Annotated in this window: 15 protein-coding genes and 1 CRISPR repeat array; of the genes, 8 read left to right on the forward strand and 7 right to left on the reverse strand. The window is 73.3% G+C overall.

Features of this window, described 5'->3' with window-relative positions; genetic code table 11:
- The first annotated feature begins 48 nt into the window (after window positions 1–48).
- Window positions 49–444: direct repeats of the CRISPR family, unit length 29 nt; unit sequence GTGCTCCCCGCGCATGCGGGGATGGTCCC.
- Between the two features lie 90 nt (window positions 445–534).
- Window positions 535–1,053, reverse strand: a complete 519-nt coding sequence (locus tag E0D90_RS10235) for a GNAT family N-acetyltransferase (RefSeq protein ID WP_130797444.1) — start codon at window positions 1,051–1,053, stop codon at window positions 535–537.
- 224 nt (window positions 1,054–1,277) lie between these two features.
- Here E0D90_RS10235 and E0D90_RS10240 point away from each other — a divergent pair, with 224 nt between their 5' ends.
- Complete coding sequence (locus E0D90_RS10240; protein WP_130797445.1) at window positions 1,278–2,039, forward strand: SAM-dependent methyltransferase; 762 nt, start codon at window positions 1,278–1,280, stop codon at window positions 2,037–2,039.
- Between the two features lie 15 nt (window positions 2,040–2,054).
- Here the strand turns inward: E0D90_RS10240 and E0D90_RS10245 are convergent, their stop codons facing one another.
- The gene (locus E0D90_RS10245; protein ID WP_438827387.1) at window positions 2,055–2,549 is read right to left on the reverse strand and encodes a hypothetical protein; all 495 of its coding nucleotides are present in this window, start codon (window positions 2,547–2,549) and stop codon (window positions 2,055–2,057) included.
- A 304-nt stretch (window positions 2,550–2,853) separates the two neighbouring features.
- Between E0D90_RS10245 and E0D90_RS10250 the strand changes: the two genes are divergently transcribed.
- From E0D90_RS10250 to E0D90_RS10260, 3 genes are all read left to right on the forward strand, one after another.
- Window positions 2,854–4,080, forward strand: a complete 1,227-nt coding sequence (locus E0D90_RS10250; protein ID WP_130797447.1) for a hypothetical protein — start codon at window positions 2,854–2,856, stop codon at window positions 4,078–4,080.
- Window positions 4,081–4,250: 170 nt separating this feature from the next.
- Window positions 4,251–5,450, forward strand: coding sequence for a hypothetical protein (locus E0D90_RS10255; RefSeq protein WP_130797448.1), 1,200 nt, complete (start codon window positions 4,251–4,253; stop codon window positions 5,448–5,450).
- Between the two features lie 110 nt (window positions 5,451–5,560).
- Window positions 5,561–6,823, forward strand: coding sequence for a hypothetical protein (locus E0D90_RS10260; RefSeq protein WP_157996847.1), 1,263 nt, complete (start codon window positions 5,561–5,563; stop codon window positions 6,821–6,823).
- A 91-nt stretch (window positions 6,824–6,914) separates the two neighbouring features.
- On the opposite strand, the gene E0D90_RS10265 is transcribed toward E0D90_RS10260, so the two are convergent.
- The 5 genes from E0D90_RS10265 to sdhC all read right to left on the reverse strand — a co-directional run bounded on the left by E0D90_RS10265 (window position 6,915) and on the right by sdhC (window position 11,182).
- Window positions 6,915–7,613 (reverse strand): alpha/beta fold hydrolase, encoded by a 699-nt coding sequence (locus tag E0D90_RS10265; RefSeq protein ID WP_130797450.1) that lies wholly within the window; start codon window positions 7,611–7,613, stop codon window positions 6,915–6,917.
- Between the two features lie 159 nt (window positions 7,614–7,772).
- Complete coding sequence (locus tag E0D90_RS10270; protein WP_103528436.1) at window positions 7,773–8,537, reverse strand: succinate dehydrogenase iron-sulfur subunit; 765 nt, start codon at window positions 8,535–8,537, stop codon at window positions 7,773–7,775.
- Complete coding sequence (sdhA, locus tag E0D90_RS10275; RefSeq protein ID WP_130797451.1) at window positions 8,537–10,291, reverse strand: succinate dehydrogenase flavoprotein subunit; 1,755 nt, start codon at window positions 10,289–10,291, stop codon at window positions 8,537–8,539. The genes E0D90_RS10270 and sdhA overlap by 1 nt, the downstream gene beginning before the upstream one ends.
- A gap of 22 nt (window positions 10,292–10,313) precedes the next feature.
- On the reverse strand, window positions 10,314–10,796 hold the full coding sequence (locus tag E0D90_RS10280) for a succinate dehydrogenase hydrophobic membrane anchor subunit (RefSeq protein WP_130797452.1): 483 nt from the start codon (window positions 10,794–10,796) through the stop codon (window positions 10,314–10,316).
- Between the two features lie 5 nt (window positions 10,797–10,801).
- A complete protein-coding gene (gene sdhC, locus E0D90_RS10285; RefSeq protein WP_103504209.1) occupies window positions 10,802–11,182 on the reverse strand; it encodes a succinate dehydrogenase, cytochrome b556 subunit in 381 nt (126 codons plus the stop codon).
- A 311-nt stretch (window positions 11,183–11,493) separates the two neighbouring features.
- Here sdhC and E0D90_RS10290 point away from each other — a divergent pair, with 311 nt between their 5' ends.
- The 4 genes from E0D90_RS10290 to E0D90_RS10305 all read left to right on the forward strand — a co-directional run bounded on the left by E0D90_RS10290 (window position 11,494) and on the right by E0D90_RS10305 (window position 17,795).
- Entirely contained in the window at window positions 11,494–13,098 is a 1,605-nt protein-coding gene (locus tag E0D90_RS10290) for a beta-N-acetylhexosaminidase (RefSeq protein ID WP_227870116.1), read from the forward strand.
- 406 nt (window positions 13,099–13,504) lie between these two features.
- Window positions 13,505–14,278 carry an RNA polymerase sigma factor gene (locus E0D90_RS10295; protein WP_130797456.1) on the forward strand — a complete coding sequence of 258 codons (774 nt, stop codon included), beginning with the start codon at window positions 13,505–13,507 and terminating at the stop codon, window positions 14,276–14,278.
- A gap of 284 nt (window positions 14,279–14,562) precedes the next feature.
- The gene (locus E0D90_RS10300; protein WP_130797453.1) at window positions 14,563–16,146 is read left to right on the forward strand and encodes an acyl-CoA mutase large subunit family protein; all 1,584 of its coding nucleotides are present in this window, start codon (window positions 14,563–14,565) and stop codon (window positions 16,144–16,146) included.
- Between the two features lie 302 nt (window positions 16,147–16,448).
- Window positions 16,449–17,795 (forward strand): DUF6716 putative glycosyltransferase, encoded by a 1,347-nt coding sequence (locus tag E0D90_RS10305; protein ID WP_130797454.1) that lies wholly within the window; start codon window positions 16,449–16,451, stop codon window positions 17,793–17,795.
- Window positions 17,796–17,807 lie beyond the last annotated feature (12 nt).

Consider the following 17,807-nt stretch of genomic DNA (forward strand, 5'->3'; position numbering starts at 1 on the left):
ATGCGGGGATGGTCCCAGGTCGACTCTGGACATCCACCCCCGGCACGCGTGCTCCCCGCGCATGCGGGGATGGTCCCGAGACTCCCGGCGGTGTCCTGCCCGGCTCCGAGTGCTCCCCGCGCATGCGGGGATGGTCCCCCCCCTGGACGCCGGCCCCCTGGAGGCCGCCGCGTGCTCCCCGCGCATGCGGGGATGGTCCCAGGTCGACTCTGGACATCCACCCCCGGCACGCGTGCTCCCCGCGCATGCGGGGATGGTCCCAGCTGGCCACCCACCACGCAGGCCCGTGCCACGTGCTCCCCGCGCATGCGGGGATGGTCCCCACGGGCTGCTCTGCAACCCCAGGACAGGGGGGTGCTCCCCGCGCATGCGGGGATGGTCCCGCGCCCGGACGCGAATCGACGCGGCGCCGTTGGTGCTCCCCGCGCATGCAGGGATGGTCCTGCTCGCTCACCTCGTTCGCAATGAGGGGGCAGGGGTCAGTGATCTCCGCGCGGGCCTGGGACGTCGGGGTGCGGTGTCGGTGGGTTGGTGCTAGCGCCGGGGCCTGTCCGGCGGGGACGCGGCTCCGCCGGTGTCGCAGCGGATCCAGTGGTCAGGGGCGGCGTCGGGCCTGCCGGGGACCGGGCGCTGCTCCTCGGTCCACCGTCCACCGGCGACGGCGGTGGCGACGCGTCGCCAGAAGCGCGCGGCGCCGGTGTTCCCCGGCTGGAACGCCACCTCCCACACGCCGGGCCACAGGGCCATCACGTCCTGGGCCGCCTGCTGTCCGATGCCTCGTCCGCGCGCTCCCGCCACCACGAAGAACTCGCTGAGCACGCGGGTCGGTTCGTCCAGCCCTCGCACCAGCGCCAACCCCACCGGCCGGTCCGAACACTCCAGCACGTACGGAGCCCAACCGGGGCTGGTCAGAGCCGTGTCGAGGCGGTCGCTCCGGAACGTCCCGTCCGCGCACGGCAGCACGCCGCTGTGGGCGGACAGGTCGTGGCGGAACATCAGCCAGAGCCGTTCGAGCGGCGCCCGGTCCGTCTCGTCGGCGGGGCGGGGGTTCACATCGGGCGTGGGTGGGCCTCCGGGAGTGAGACGGGTGAGGGCCCGGCCCCGGGTCGATCACCGCTCCGGCGCCAGGCATGGAAAAGCCTCCCGGGGAGCTGGTACCTCGGCCGGAAGGCTGTGTGGTCGCAGGGCGGCGACCGGGCGTCAGTCTACGGGCAGCCCGGCCGCAGCCGCCGGAAAACCGGTCGTGGGTGGCCGGGGCGCGGTGTGAGGATGCGCGGATGCAGAGCTACCAGCGCCATCTGGTGACCCACGCCGACCATCCCGTCGCGGCGCCCCTGTCGGAGGACTCCGTTCGCGTCCTGCTGGACCGGGTGATGCCGCGTGACCGTGCTCCGCTCCTGCTCGACCTCGGCTGCGGGCAGGGCACCTGGCTGCTGCGCGCGCTGGCCGCGCGTCCCGACGCGGAGGGCGTCGGTCTGGACATCGACCCCGCCGGGATCGACCACGGTCTCCGGGAGGCCGAACGCCTGGGGCTCGCGGAGAAGCTCCGCCTGGTCACCGCGGACGCCTCCCGGTATCCCGTCGACCGGCCGGGCGACGTGGTGTTGTGCGTCGGCGCGACCCACGCGTTCGGCGGGCTGCTCCCGTCGTTGGAGGCGGCCGTCGCCCACCTGGCACCAGGCGGCACCGTGCTCCTCGGCGAGGGGTTCTGGGAACGGCCGCCCGGGCCGGACGCCCTGCGGGTCCTCGGCTGCGACGCCGACGCCTACGACGACCTGGCGGGCACCGTACGGCGCGTCACCGACGCCGGCTGGACCCCGGTGTACGGCCACGTCAGCACCGCCGCCGAGTGGGACGACTACGAGTGGTCGTGGACCGGTTCGCTCGCGCGGTGGGCGCTTGAGCACCCCGGCCACCCCGAGGCGCCGGGTGCCGCCGCCCTCGCGGCCGACCACCGCACCGGCTGGCTGACCGGCTACCGGGGGACGCTGGGATTCGTCACCCTCGCGCTGCGCCGCACCCCGCCCACGACGCGCTGACACCTATAGCCATGCTCACATGCTGAGCGACCGCAGCCAGTTGACCTGCTGCACGATCGCCGGACCGGCCTGCGGGCTGGTGGCCGGGATGAGGGTGGTGTGCGTGCGGCCGCCGCTGGTCACCGTCACCTGTACGAAGCCGGTGGTGGTGTCCTCCCGCATCAGCAGGAAGAGCAGGCCGAGCAGGCAGAACCAGACGAAGACACAGGTCAGCACGACGCCGGCCGTGGTGATGGTCCGGTCCGTGCGGGACATGTCGGTGACCGACCACATCGCGCCCTTGAGGGGCAGCGGGCCGCTGGGGGTGAGGACGGCGTCCGGCATCACCGTCATGTCGCCGAGGTAGAGCAACGGTGCGCCCTGCTGGGGCTGGAAGCCCTGCGGGCCGTATCCCGGCGCGTACGCCTGGAGCCCGGGCTGCGGCGCTCCCGGCGCGTACGGCTGGGCGTCGTGCCCGCCGGTGGGCCGGGTGGGGTAGGGGCCCTTGCTCAGGTCGATCGGCTGGGTCACCTGCTGATGGTGCGCAGGCGGCCGCTGACCGGTCGGACCCCACTGGTAACCGTTCGGTTCGGGCTGGTTCACGAGACCCCCACTGCGTGCCACCGCGTCCGGCGGTCGTGCCCGCCGTTCCTAGCAGCAGGGTACGCCAGAGGGGGCTTTGGGCGTCCCCGCGCGCGTGAAAGCCACGTACGCCCGCGTACGGCCGCGTGCTGTCCCGTCCCGGCCGATGCCCGGCGGCACAATGGCCGGGTGGGCGCCGTCGACTCGGTGGCCCGCCGACATCGGCGGGCGGTCCCGCCGGGGAGGGGACCGGGTGCTGCACGGACGGGGATGGGTGACGGGTGAGCGGCTGACGCGTGCGGAGTGGCTGCCGCCGCTGCTCGGCGCGGCGACGCTGTGGCTGGCGGTCTGGGTGGTCTGCACCCCGGAACGGGCCGCCGCGCTGCTGACCGGCGAGGGACGTCCCGCCCGGGGCGCCGCACACCTCGGGTCCTGGCTGGCGGCCTGGTCGCACCGGGGGTTCGAAGCCGGAGAGCTGGAGTGGCTCGCCGACGAACACCTCGGCGCCGCCCGGGTGACGGCGCAGGTGCTGCTCACCGTCGTGCTGTTCGCCGCCGGGGCGGCGGCGGTGCTGCGGGCGCTGCCCCCGGTGGGTTCACGGACGCCGCTGACGGTGCTGGGCTGCTGGTGGACGGCGGTCGCCGCGGCGGTGGCCGGGTCCGGGGCCGTGGCGCTGGTCGGCGCGGAGCCCTACGGCTCCCGTGGGTTGACGGTCTTCTGGACCACCGGGCACGGGCTGCCCGTGCTGGTCGTCCTCGCGCTGCCCGCCGCGCTGGTCGTCACCGGCTCGGCGGTGCTGCTGCGGACGGTGGCTCTCCGGGGCGGGCACGCCGGGCGTCCGGAGCCGGGGCCGGCTCCCGTCGGTCCGCGTGCGCAGCGGTGGGCCGCCGGCGGGGCCGCGCTGCTGGTGGCGCTGCTGATCGGGGCGCTGGGCGGCACCGCCATGGACAGCTGGTTCCGCCACAGTGGCAGCGACGATATCCCCGGCGGCCCGGCCGTGGCCCGTTGGCTGGTGCCCAACGCCTGGAACCTGGAGTCCGGGGCCGGGACGCCCGATCCGGTCCTCTCGCTGCTGGCCGCTTTGCCCGCGTTGCTCCATGTGCTCTTCTTCGGGCTGCTGTTCTGGCTGGTGGTGCGGGCGCTGCGGAGCCGGTCCCTGCCCGCGTCGCTGCTCGCTGGGGCCTGGACCGGGCTGGCCGCCGGGACCCTCGGACGGGCCGTCTGGGTCCTCGCTCTCGGAGGACCCCGGGATTTCGGTGATCCGGGGTACCTCACGCGGCTGGCGGAGTGGTCGGTCGCGTATGCGGCGGGGGCGCTGACCGCCGGAGTGCTCGGCGGTCTCGTCGCGTGGACCGTTCTGCGGTTCGCGCCACCGGGCGAGGCCCCGGCGCCGTCACCGGCCGGGAGCGACGGCGAGCCGGTGGCCGGGCCGGGACACCGCCCCGAGGACGACGAACTCGTGGTCGACCTCAGCCGCTGAGCGGCGCGTCGCCCCCGGCAACCCGACGGCGGAGCCGTGCGTTCGGTGTGACCAGCGGGCACAATGAGGCGCCGGAGGCGCCGCCGACGCGGTGGCCCGCCGCGGGGAGCGGGCAGACCTCAGGGGGGAGGGGCGAGATGACGTCGTCGTGGACAAGGACAGGAACGCGGGTGTGGGCCGCACGGGCGGTGTGGGTGCCGCCGGCGGTCGGGGCGGTGGTGCTGTGGGCGCTGGTCCGCCTGATCTGCACGCCCGAGCGTGCGGCGCGCCTGATGGGCGAGCCGCTGCAGGAGTCACGACCGGTGCCCGAACTCCTGGGCTGGTGGGTCTACTCGTGGTCACCGGGCGGCGGGGAGGTCGAACGGGCCGCGCCCTGGCTGGCGGACTCACACCTGGGCGCGGGTGTGGTGGCAGCACAACTGCTGTTGACGGTTGCGCTGTTCGCCGCCGGTTCGGCCCTGGTGCTGCGGTTGCTGCCACCGACCGGATGGCGCTGGCCGCTGACCTGGTTCGCCTGCTGGTGGACCGGTGTGGTGGCCGCGCTACTCGGCTCGGCGATCGCCGCGCCGTTCGGGGACGGCTTCACGTCGGCCTCGCTCGCGGTGGTGCTGGGGACCGGTCGGGGGCTGCCGCTGCTGACCGTCCTCGCGCTTGTCGCGTCAGCCGCCGTCACCGCTGCCGCGTGGCTGCTGAGCCGTGGGGAGACCGACCGGACCGGCGCGGACGACGCTCCGACGGCCGACCGAGGTGTCCTGCTCCGCGTGGCCGGTGCGGCGATGGTCCCGGGCGCACTGCTCATCGGCGCCCTGGGCTCGGACACGGAGCCTGTGTTCACCACCGACGAGAACGGGACCACCGGCCGGCTGGCCGCGTTCTGGCTGACTCCCGCCGCCTGGTACGACCTGGAGGACGGAGGCATGGGCGACGCCGAGGCAGCCTCGTCCATCGCGGGGCATCTGGTGCTGGGAGCCGCGCTCCAGGTGCTGCTCCTCGGGGCGCTGTTCTGGCTGGTCGTCCGGCTGGCGCGGAGCCGGTCCCTGCCGGCGCTGGTCGTCACCGGCGCCTGGGCGGGCACGGCCGCGGGAGTGCTGGCGACATCGTTGTCCCAGGTGCTCGGCACCGCGGACATGGACTTCGACCACCTGGTCTTCCTGGTGGGGCGTGGCGGCTACGCGTTCGTGCCCGGCGCGCTGACAGCCGGTGCGCTGGGCGGTGCGGCAGCCTGGATCGCGTCGCGGCCTTCCGGAACCGGATGGCCGTGGGCACGCTCCGGAGGCGACGCGCCGCAGGGGAAGGCGACGGAGCGGCAGGACGGACGAGGCGCCGGCCCCGAGGCCGACGACGACCTGGTGATCACCGTCCGCCGCTGACCGAGCGGCGCCGGGGCACAAGGGGGAGAGGGCGCCGCCCGAGGCGGCGGAGTGGGTTCAGGGGACGGAACTTCCAAGAGGGGGCCGCGATGCGGTTGAGGTGGGAGAACGTGACACGCGCGGAGTGGGTGCCGCCGGTCGCGGGTGCGGTGGCGCTCTGGGCGCTGATCTGGTTCGTCTGCACACCGGCACGGCTCGCCGCGCTGGTGGAGGCGGCCGACGAGAACGGGGACCGGGGAACGTGGTCGCTCGTCTGGTGGCTGATCGGCTGGTCGCACCGGGAACCTGACGGTGCGGCACGGTGGACGGCCGGCGAGTGGATCGGCACCGGCCTGGTCACCACCCAGGTGCTGCTGACGGTGGCGCTGTTCGCCGCCGGTTCGGCGCTGGTGCTGCGGTTGCTGCCGCCGGTGGGACGCCGCTGGCCGCTGACCTGGCTCGCCTGCTGGTGGGCCGCCGTCGCCGCCTCCGTGGTCGGGACCGGCCTGGTGGCGCCGCTCGTGGGGCTGCGCGGGCGAGACAACGGCTTGGAGAGCTGGGACCAGACCGAGGAGATCGGTGTCTTCCGTGAGCGGTCGGTGTGGATGGCGGTCTACGAACTGACCGGCCAGGGAGCGCCGTTGTTCATCGGGCTCGGGCTGGTGGCAGGCGGGGTCGTGACCGGGGCCGCGGTGGTGCGCTCCCGGCGGCTCGCCCTGCTGGACGGGAACGCGGGCCAGGCGATCCCGGGGCGGTCCGACTCGTCCGGCGACGGCCGGGCCCTCCTGCGGGCGGCCGGGGCCGCCACGGCGCTGCTCGCCCTGCTGGTCGCGGCGCTGGGCGGTTCGTGGAGGCACGACGGCTTCGCCGACCGTCGTCCCGGCGCGGGCGAGGTACTGGTGGAGCGGTGGCTGGTCCCGGCCGACTGGCACGTGTCGTACGCCGGACAGGAGTTGTGGGTGCTGCTGCTGCTCGCGGTGCCCGCGGTGCTCCAGGTGCTGCTGTTCGGCGCCGCGTTCTGGGCCGTGCTCCGGCCGCTGCGGCGACGCTCCCTCCCCGCGCTCCTGCTCACCGGCGCCTGGACCGGCCTGGCCGCGGGCGCGGTGGGCCGCGCCCTCTTCGTCGGGGCGGACCAGCTCCTGTTCGCCTCCGGTCCCGGGGACACCTGGTGGGCCGGACCGCTCAGCCTGGCGGCCGACCGCGCGGGGGGCGCGATGATCTGCGGCGCCCTGGCCGGGGCCGCCGCGTGGCTGCTGTTGTGGCGGATCGCCCCCGACTGTCTGCGACCGGCGGAGGAGCGGGGGCCGGAGGGCCACGGGGGCGAGGCGCCACCCGGTGCGGAGCGGGGCGACGACGGCCCGGACGACGAGCTGGTGATCACCGTCGGCCGGTAGCGTCCGGCGGCATCGGCGGCATCGGCGGCATCGGCGGCAGCGGCGGCAGCGGCGGCACCCGGCACCGGCGGCACCCGGCAGCGGCGGGCCGTCAGTGCTCCGCCGCCTCCAGCAGCACGTCGGCCAGTTCGCGCGGCCGGGAGAACATCGGCCAGTGCCCGGTCTCCATCCGCACCAGCCGCCAGCGGTCGCTGGTCAGCAGGGCCGCGACGTCGTCACTCGGCTCCACACCGTCCAGCAGGCACTTCACATAGGTGGCGCGCAGCTCGCCGAGCGGGCGTTCCAGGACCGCCGGCTCGATCAGGGTGGCGCCCGGGTGCGGGGTGGAGCCGGCCACGATCCGCTCCACCTGCTCGTCGGTCAGCCCCTGCCCGGCGTAGTCGGCGGCGGCCAGCGGCGGCCAGGTGCCGCCGTGCGCCGCGATGGCCGCCTCGACAATGTCCCGGCCGTAGGGCCAGCCGGAGACGAAGGACTCGCCGTCGGTCGGCACGTTGGCGTCGACGAAGACCACCCGCGCGAGCCGGTCCCCGATGCGTTCGGCGGCCTGGCCCACCGGGATGCCGGAGTAGCTGTGCCCGACCAGGATCACGTCCCGCAGGTCGAGCCGTTCGACGGCGCCGACGACGTCCTGGACGTGGGTGCTCTGCCCGGCGCTCTCACCGCCCCGCTCGGCGACGCCGGCCAGGGTCAGCGGATGGGTGCCGTGGCCCGCCGCGCGCAGGTGCGGGACGACCTCGCGCCACGCCCACGACCCCAGCCACGCCCCCGGTACGAGTACGAATTCAGCCATGGCCGCAACCTAGCCCAGGGCACCGGCGACCGCCCGCCGCGCGACGCCGCCCGTCCCGTGCGCGCCGGGCGCGGGCACACGAACGGCGGCGGGCGCGCGGGAAATCACCCCGCACGCCCGCCGCCGTCGACAACTCCGGGCCGGTGCCTCGCCCTCCGGTCAGAACCGGCGGGTGATCAGCGCCTGCTTGACCTCGGCGATCGCCTTGGTGACCTCGATACCGCGCGGGCACGCGTCGGTGCAGTTGAACGTGGTGCGGCAACGCCACACGCCGTCCTTGTCGTTGAGGATCTCCAGCCGCTGCTCCCCGGCCTCGTCACGCGAGTCGAAGATGAAGCGGTGGGCGTTGACGATCGCCGCCGGGCCGAAGTACTGGCCGTCGTTCCAGAACACCGGGCACGAGGAGGTGCACGCGGCGCACAGGATGCACTTGGTGGTGTCGTCGAACCGCTCGCGGTCGGCGGCGGACTGCCGACGCTCGCGGGTCGGCTCGTTGCCGCTGGTGACCAGGAAGGGCATCACGTCGCGGTAGGCCTGGAAGAACGGCTCCATGTCGACGATGAGGTCCTTGAGGACGGTCAGGCCCTTGATCGCCTCGATGGAGATCGGCTTGGCCGGGTTCAGGTCCTTGATCAGCGTCTTGCAGGCGAGCCGGTTCCGGCCGTTGATGCGCATGGCGTCGGAGCCGCAGATGCCGTGGGCGCAGGAACGGCGGAAGGTGAGAGTGCCGTCCTCCTCCCACTTGATCTGGTGCAGCGCGTCCAGGACGCGCTCCTTCGGATCGATGTCGATCACGAAGTCCTGCCAGCTCGCCTCCGCGGAGACCTCCGGGTTGAACCGGCGGATGCGGAAGGTGACGGTGATCTTGTGGGAGGCGCCGTTGTCCGCGGCGGCCTCCGGCTTCTCGACGGTGGCGGTGCTCATCAGTACTTACGCTCCATCGGCTGGTAGCGGGTCTGGACGACCGGCTTGTAGTCCAGCCGGATCGAGTCGTTGCCGTCCGCGTCGACCTCGCGGTACGCCATGGTGTGGCGCATGAAGTTGACGTCGTCGCGGTCCGGGTAGTCCTCGCGGTAGTGACCGCCCCGGGACTCCTTGCGGGCCAGGGCGGAGACGACCAGGACCTCGGCCAGGTCGAGCAGGTTGCCCAGCTCGATGGCCTCCAGCAGGTCGGTGTTGAACCGGCGGCCCTTGTCCTGCACCGAGATGCCCTTGTACCGCTCACGCAGGGCCGCGATCTCGTCGCGGGCCTCCGTCAGCGTCTCCGAGGTGCGGAAGACCATGGCGTTCTTGTCCATGGTCTCCTGCAGCTCCCGGCGGATGTCGCTGACCCGCTCGGTGCCGGTGGCGTCACGCAGCATCTCGACCTGGCCGGCGACGAACTCCTCCGGGTTCTCCGGGAGTTCGACGAAGTCCGCGGTGGAGGCGTACTCGGCGGCGGCGATGCCCGCGCGCCGGCCGAAGACGTTGATGTCCAGCAGCGAGTTGGTGCCGAGGCGGTTGGCACCGTGCACCGAGACGCAGGCGACCTCGCCGGCCGCGTACAGGCCCGGGATCACGTCGGTGTTGTTGGCCAGCACCTCGCCGCGAACGTTGGTCGGCATGCCGCCCATCGCGTAGTGCGCCGTCGGCTGGATCGGGATCGGGTCCGTGTAGGGCTCGATACCGAGGTAGGTGCGGGCGAACTCCGTGATGTCGGGCAGCTTGGCGTCCAGCTGCTCCGGCGGGAGGTGGGTGAGGTCCAGGTAGACGTGGTCGGCGTCGGGGCCGCAGCCACGTCCCTCGCGGATCTCGGTGTAGATCGAGCGCGAGACCATGTCACGCGGCGCGAGGTCCTTGATGGTGGGGGCGTAGCGCTCCATGAAGCGCTCGCCGTCCTTGTTCCGCAGGATGCCGCCCTCACCGCGCGCGCCCTCGGTGAGCAGGATGCCCATCTTCCAGATGCCGGTCGGGTGGAACTGGAAGAACTCCATGTCCTCCAGCGGGATGCCCCGCCGGAACGCCGCCGCCTGGCCGTCGCCGGTCAGGGTGTGGGCGTTGGAGGACACCTTGTAGAACTTGCCGTTGCCGCCGGAGGCGAAGACGATCGCCTTCGCCTGGAAGACGTGCAGTTCGCCGGTGGCCAGCTCCAGCGCGACCACGCCGGACGCCTTGCGGACGCCGTCCACCTCGTTCAGCAGCACGTCGAGGACGTAGAACTCGTTGTAGAACTCCACGCCCTCCTTCACGCACGCCTGGTAGAGGGTCTGGAGGATCATGTGGCCGGTGCGGTCCGCCGCGTAGCAGGAGCGGCGCACGGGCGCCTCACCGTGGTTGCGGGTGTGGCCGCCGAACCGGCGCTGGTCGATGGTGCCGTCCGGGGTCCGGTTGAACGGCAGGCCCATCTTCTCCAGGTCGAGGACCGAGTCGATGGCCTCCTTCGCCAGGATCTCGGCCGCGTCCTGGTCCACCAGGAAGTCGCCGCCCTTGACCGTGTCGAAGGTGTGCCACTCCCAGTTGTCCTCCTCGACGTTGGCGAGGGCGGCGGCCATGCCGCCCTGCGCCGCGCCGGTGTGGGAGCGGGTCGGGTAGAGCTTGGTCAGTACGGCGGTGCGGCTGCGCTTGGTGGCCTCGATGGCCGCGCGCATCCCGGCGCCGCCCGCACCGACGATGACGGTGTCGTACTTGTGGATCTGCATCTGTCTCGTCAGCCCCGGTGCGTCAGCGGATGTTCGGGTCGAAGGTGAAGATCACCAGCGTGCCCAGCAGGATGGTGAAGACGGTGGCCGTGTAGAGCAGCACCTTCAGCCAGAAGCGGGTGTTGTCGCGCTGCGCGTAGTCGTTGATGATCGTCCGCATACCGTTGGCGCCGTGCAGCATGGCGAGCCAGAGCATGATCAGGTCCCACGCCATCCAGAACGGCGAGGCCCAGCGGCCGGCGACGAAGGCGAAGCTGACCTTGGACACGCCGCCGTCCAGCACGAGCTGGATCAGCAGGTGCCCGATGACCAGGAAGACGAGCAGGATGCCGGACAGGCGCATGAACAGCCAGCCGTACAGCTCGAAGTTGGTCCGGGTCGCCTTCGGGGTGCGCGGGGTGCGCGCACGCGGCGGCTCGATCACCGGGGCGGGGTTGTCGGGGCTGTAACGGCTGTCCTCGACGGTGACGCCCGTGGTGGCGGCGGTGGTGTTTTCGGTGGTCATCTCGATCAGCTCCCGAACAGCTCACGCACGGCGTGCGACAGCACCGGGTACGCGGCACCGGCCATCAGCACGCCCCACAGCCCCATGACGCTCCACAGCAGCTGCTTCTGGTAGCGAGCGCCCTTGCTCCAGAAGTCGACCGCGATCACTCGCAGGCCGTTGAGCGCGTGGAAGAGCACGGCGGCGACGAGGCCGTACTCCATGAAGGCCACGAGCGGGGTCTTGTAGACCGCGACAGTGTCGTCGTACGCCTCGGGCGAGACGCGGACGAGCGCGGTGTCGAGTACATGGACGAACAGGAAGAAGAAAACGAGGACACCGGTGACTCGATGAGCCACCCATGACCACATGCCTTCCCGGCCGCGGTACAGCGTTCCTGCCGGCACGGAAATACCCTCCGGGAGCGGATGTCGGGATCGGGTGGCGGGTTCCTCCGCCTGGCGGAGGCCGCCGGTCCCGGCCGGGTACGGTCCACCGGCCGGGCCACATCGTATCGACGGCATCGGGCCGTTCCGGACCCGGGGGCTCAGGTGTGAGCAATCAGGCACGGATGGGTGAGGAACCCTCGCGCGCGGGCCGTGCCGCCGGGATGCCCGCCGGGTGGCGCCGCGCGGGCCGCCGCCGGGGGTCTTCGGTCGGTACCGGCGGGCCCTACGACCCTGCTCCGGCCACCCGGCGATGTGGTTACGGTCTTCCCATGGCTCGTGTACTGACAGGCGGCGTCGTCGCCATGATGGTTGTCCTGGTCGCGCTCGGGGCGGTGCTGCTCGGTGGTCCCGAGCGGACCGCCGAGCGGTCCTCCTCCCAGACGGCCGCCGGCGTGGACGCGCCGGAGGCGGAGGAGCCGCGCGCCGCCCCGGTGGGCCCGGACGAGGCGCCCAGTGCCGTCCCCGCCGTCCGGTCCTGGGAGCCCGCCGAGGGCGACGGCTGGGCCGTGACCCCGGACACCCGGGTCGTCGCGGTCCTCGACGGCGTGCTCGACGACGAGGCCGAGCGGCTCGCGGACGAGCTGTCGGTCCCGGTGACCGAGGGCGACGCCCTGCTCGGCGACGTCCTGCTGGAGGTCGACCCCGACTCCCCGCTCGGACCGGAGGAGTACACCCTCACCAGCCGCGACGGAACCCTGACCATCACCGGCTCGCACGACGCCGGTGTCTTCTACGGCACCCGCACCCTGGTGCAGAGCGTCCGGGACGCCGGTGGCGTCGCCGAGGGCGTGGTCAAGGACGCGCCGGACCGCCCGCAGCGCGGATTCATGCTGGACATCGCCCGCAAGCACTTCCCGGCCGACTGGATCGAGGAGCGGCTGCACATGATGGGCGACCTCAAACTCAACCAGCTGCAGCTGCACTTCAGCGACGACCAGGGCTTCCGCATCGAGAGCGAGGAGTTCCCCGAGATCGTCTCCGAGGAGCACCTCACCAAGGACGAGGTCCGCCGCATAGTGGAACTCGCGGAGTCGCTCCACATCACCGTCATCCCCGAGATCGACTCCCCGGGCCACCTCGGTGCCGTCCTCGACGCCTACCCGGAGCTGCGGCTCAACAACGCGGCAGGCGAGCCGGTGCCCGGCGCCATCGACATCTCCCAGCCGCGCGCCGGCGAACTGCTGGACGACCTGACCCGCGAGTACGCCCAGCTCTTCCCCGGCCCGTACTGGCATCTGGGGGGTGACGAGTACGGCGCGCTGTACTACCAGGACCCCGAGGGCAGCTTCCCCGCCCTCGCCGAGGCCCGCGAGGCCATCGACTCCGTCGCCACCACCCAGGACCTGGCCACCGCCTGGCTCAACGACCGGGCCGACACCGCCCGCGAGCTGGACCGCCTTCCCCAGGTGTGGAACGACGGCATGCACGCCGGGGGCACCGTCCAGCCCGACGCCGAACGGCAGGTCACCTACTGGACCGGCCGCGAGATCGGCGCCCGCCCGCCCGAGGAGTACCTGGAGGGCGGCTGGGAGCTGATCAACATGAGCAGCGAGTACCTGTACTACGTGCTGGGCGAGCCGGTCGGCTTCGTCTACCCCACCGGCGAGCGGATCTACGAGGAGTGGACGCCCGACGTGCTGCGCGGGAACGAGCCGGTCGCCGACGAACTGGGCGGCCCGGACAACGTGCTCGGCGGCCGGTTCGCCGTCTGGTGCGACCTGGCCGACAGCCAGACGACCGACGAGGTCGCCGACGGCATCCGGCTGCCGCTGCACGCCACGGCCCAGAAGCTGTGGAACCCGGACACCCCGGAGCTGGAGTGGGAGGAGTTCACCGCTCTCGCCGACCGGGTGGAGGCCGGCGCCACCGCGTGAGGCGGGCGAGTGCGGCGGGACCCGCCGCACCCGCGCGTCCCACGGGTGCGCTTCCCGCGTTCGCGCTTCGTGCCGCACGTTCTGGCGGACAGCCGGGGCCGCCACCCCCCACAGGAGAGACCCCGGCCGACCGCTGGCGACGGGCCCCGCGGTGCCCGTCTCCGCTCCTACAGCGACGGCCCTCGCGATTCCGTTACAGCGCCGCCCGCCGCGCACGCCGCACGCCCTTCGTCGCCCGCTCGGCGCGCCCCACGCCGACGGCTCCGGACCCTCCGGCGTGCGCCGTGCCGTGGCCGGGAAGCCGGGGATGGACGGGTTCGCCCGGGTCGCGTAGCGTTCGGGCTTCGGAGACGCACAGTTACCGGTTCCGTGCTGTGGGCGTGTCCGCGAAGAGGGGGCGGTGGGGGTGCAGGGGGAAGAGGACGAGGAGCTGACCGCGGCGGTGCGGGCGGCTCAACGGGGGGACGACCACGCGTTCGGCACGCTGTTCCGGGCCTTACAGCCACGGCTGCTGGGCTATGTGCGGACCATCGTCGCCGAGCCCGACGCCGAGGACGTCACGGCGGAGACCTGGCTCCACATAGCCCGCGACCTCGGCCGCTTCGACGGCGACGCCGACCGGTTCCGCGGCTGGACCACCCGCATCGCGCGCAACCGCGCCCTGGACCATCTGCGGGCGCGGGCCCGCCGGCCGGCCGAGCCGCTGGACGAGCCGGCGCTGCGCGAGCTGCCCGCCGCCGCCGACACCGCCGAGGAGGCGATCGTGGCCCTGGGCACCCGCGACACCTTCGCCCTCGTCCGCCGGCTGCCCAAGGAACAGGCCGAGGCGGTGGTCCTGCGCACGGTGCTGGGGCTGGACGCCAAACGTGCCGCCGGGCTCCTCGGCTGCCGCCCGGGCGCGGTGCGGACCGCCGCCCACCGCGGACTGCGCCGCCTCGCCGAACTCCTCGAACGTGCCGAGCAGTCGGCGGACCGTGGCTCCGCCGTCCCGTCCGGGCGCCGCGCGGCCGACCGCGGGCGCGCCGCCGCCGGGTCCCGCGCCGTGCAAACCGCGCCGGCGCCGGCGCCAGCACCGGCACCGGTAGCGGCGCTGTCACGGACCGCCGAGCGGGCGGCGTCCGGTGCGTACGGAAGAGACCTGGTGGGTGCACGAACAGTGATCTCCGGCCGGAAACCATGACCTGGTCTTCGTAACGCGGCGGGCTTCTGGGACGCTGTAGGGAGTGGGCCGACTGGTCATCGGTCCACGGGCACCCGTGGTTCCCCCCGTACCACAGGGGCCCAAGCGCGGGTGGGGCGTATTCCCCCTTCGTCCCACCCGCGCGTCCCAACGCCGCGAGCGGCGGGCGCACGCCCGTTGTGAGCGATCTCCCAGGCCGAGCCTCTCCCGTCCGGCGCAGGCCGGTCGCTACAGTCCGTCGCGCGGCGATCCCGCGGCTGTTGCGAACGGAAGGCACACACACCATGGCGCGCGAGTCAGAGTCCGGTACCCCGATCGAGCCGGTGTACGGGCCGGAGGCCCTCAAGGGATGGGACCCGGCCGATCGGCTCGGAGCGCCCGGCGTCTATCCGTACACCCGCGGCGTCTACCCCACGATGTACACCGGCCGGCCCTGGACGATGCGCCAGTACGCCGGGTTCGGGACGGCGGCGGAGTCCAACGCCCGCTACCAGCAGCTGATCGCCAACGGCACCATGGGCCTGTCGGTCGCCTTCGACCTGCCCACCCAGATGGGTCACGACTCCGACGCCCCGCTGGCGCAGGGCGAGGTCGGCAAGGTCGGCGTCGCCATCGACTCCATCGACGACATGCGGGTGCTGTTCGGCGGTATCCCGCTGGACAAGGTCTCCACGTCGATGACGATCAACGCCCCCGCCGCGCTGCTGCTTCTGCTCTACCAGCTCGTCGCCGAGGAGCAGGGCGTCTCCCCGGAGCAGCTGACCGGCACCATCCAGAACGACGTGCTCAAGGAGTACATCGCCCGCGGCACCTACATCTTCCCGCCCAAGCCCTCGCTGCGGCTGATCGCCGACATCTTCAAGTACTGCCGCGCCGAGATCCCCAAGTGGAACACCATCTCGATCTCCGGCTACCACATGGCCGAGGCCGGGGCCACGCCCGCGCAGGAGATCGCCTTCACCCTCGCGGACGGCATCGAGTACGTGCGGACGGCCGTCGCCGCCGGTATGGACGTGGACGACTTCGCGCCCCGGCTGTCGTTCTTCTTCGTCTCCCGCACCACCATCCTGGAGGAGGTCGCCAAGTTCCGCGCGGCCCGCCGGATCTGGGCCCGGGTGATGAAGGAGGAGTTCGGCGCGAAGAACCCCAAGTCGCTGATGCTGCGCTTCCACACCCAGACCGCCGGTGTGCAGCTCACCGCGCAGCAGCCCGAGGTCAACCTGGTGCGCGTCGCCGTGCAGGGGCTCGGTGCCGTCCTCGGCGGCACCCAGTCGCTGCACACCAACTCCTACGACGAGGCCATCGCGCTGCCCACCGACAAGTCGGCCCGGCTCGCGCTGCGCACCCAGCAGGTGCTGGCCTACGAGACGGACGTGACCGCCACGGTCGACCCGTTCGCGGGCTCCTACGTCGTGGAGTCCCTGACCGACGACGTGGAGCGCGCCGCGCTGGAGCTGATGCAGCAGGTCGAGGACCGCGGCGGCGCGGTCGAGGCGATCGAGGAGGGCTTCCAGAAGACCGAGATCGAGCGCAGCGCGTACCGGATGGCGCTGGAGACCGACGCGGGCGAGCGGGTCGTCGTCGGGGTCAACCGCTTCCAGCTCGACGAGGAGGAGCCCTACGAGCCGCTGCGCGTCGACCCGGCCATCGAACAGCAGCAGGTCGACCGGCTGCGGCGGCTGCGCGCGGAGCGCGACCAGAAGGCGGTGGACACCGCCCTCGCGTCGCTGCGGCGGGCGGCCGAGGGCGAGGAGGAGAACGTCCTCTACCCGATGCGTGAGGCGCTGAAGGCACGGGCGACGGTCGGCGAGGTCTGCAACCTGCTGCGCGAGGTCTGGGGCGCCTACGTCCCCGCCGAGCGGTTCTGACCGGCGCCACCGCGGACGCGCCGTCCGCTTTTCGCACTCCCCGGGAGCCCGTCCCGTTCCGAAACCGGAGAACTCCGAAAACGGAGAACTCCGGAGTCCGGATCGGGGCGGGCTTCTCCGGTGTCCGGGTGAACAATGCGCCGACGGCGGGCGCGGAACAGTGGCCGGAATGTGAACGGGATACCTGGTGCAGGTGAACCTGTCTTTTCCTGAGGCCAGTTGGGCATCGGTCCACGTGCTGTTCATTTCCCATTGCGGGAGCGTTGGCCCCTCGGGACGAATGGCTGCCTAGTTTCCGGGATGTGCCCGCGACACCGAATTCACCGGGGCGAGTAGCCGTACTCGCCGACTCCGACACCCGCTGGAAGTGGGGTGCGCTCACCGCCCGCGCACTCGCCCCCGGCGCGGAGCTGAGCGGCCGGCTGCTGCGCGGACGCGCCACCCCCACGGCACGGCAGCTCGCCGACACGGGAGTCGCCCCGCGCGACGCCCGCGAGGTCACCGTGACCGGACTCCTCGCCGAACTGGCCGGGGAGCACGAGCCGCCCACGGCCACCGCCCGCCCCCACGACGTCCTGGTGCTGGCCTGCGTCGGCCACACCGTCCAGGCGGTGCTGCACGGACTGGCCCGGCTCCGGCCCGCCACCGGGACCCGCCCGGTGGTCGTCACCGGCTACCCCGGCGTCGTCTACGAGAAGCTCACCGAGGGGCTGCTGCTGCGCCACGGCGCCGACCTGCTGCTGGCCGGCTCCGCCCACGACGCCCGCCGCTTCCGCGAGGTGCTGGACGGGGCCGGTGCCGACAGCGCCGCCGTCACCCGCTGGCCGCTGCCCTTCCTCGGCGGGACGCCGCACGACCCCGGCCCCGCCGACCGCGGGGACCGCCCGCGCCGCGTCGTCTTCGCCGCCCAGCCCTCCGTTCCCGACGGCGCCGCCGCCCGCCGCTACCTGCTGGCCCGCGCCGTGGCGCACGCCCACCGCCACCCCGGCCGCGAGGTCGTCCTCAAGCTTCGCAGCGCCCCGGGCGAGCACACCACCCACGTCGAGGAGGTGCCCTACCAGCGCCTCGCGGCCCGCGCCGGAAACGGCCTCCCCGCCAACTTCCGGCTCTCCTACGGGCACATGGGCGAGGTGCTCGACACCACCGACCTGCTCGTCACGGTCAGCTCCACCGCCGCGCTGGAGGCCCTCAGCCGGGGCGTCCCCACCGCCGTCCTCACCGACCTCGGGGTCCGCGAGCCCCTGGGCAACCACTGGTTCACCGGCTCCGGCTGCCTCACCTCCTGGGACCGGATCGACGCCGGCCACCTCCCGGTCCCCGAGCCCGGCTGGCTCGCCGACCGCGGCGTCACCGGCGACGGGGAGGCCGACCGCGCGGCCGCCCGCGCCCGGCTGGCCGAACTGCGGGAGCGCGCCGCCGGACCCGGCCTGCCGCCGCTCGCCCCGTACTACGCCGGCCGCGCCCCCGGCTACCTCCCCGGAGTCCTGGCCCGCCACGGCCTGGACCCCGACGGCGCGCCCCTCCCCGGCCGTACCGACGCCCGCCCGCCGGGCCCGGTCCGCCGCCTCGCCCACCGCGGCGCCCGCACCGCCTACCGCACCGGGGTGCAGCACGTCGCCCCGCTGATCCGCCGCTGGGGGCGGCTGTGAGCACCCGCCCCG

It is taken from the genome of Streptomyces otsuchiensis (assembly GCF_004305975.1).
GTDB lineage: Bacteria > Actinomycetota > Actinomycetes > Streptomycetales > Streptomycetaceae > Streptomyces > Streptomyces otsuchiensis.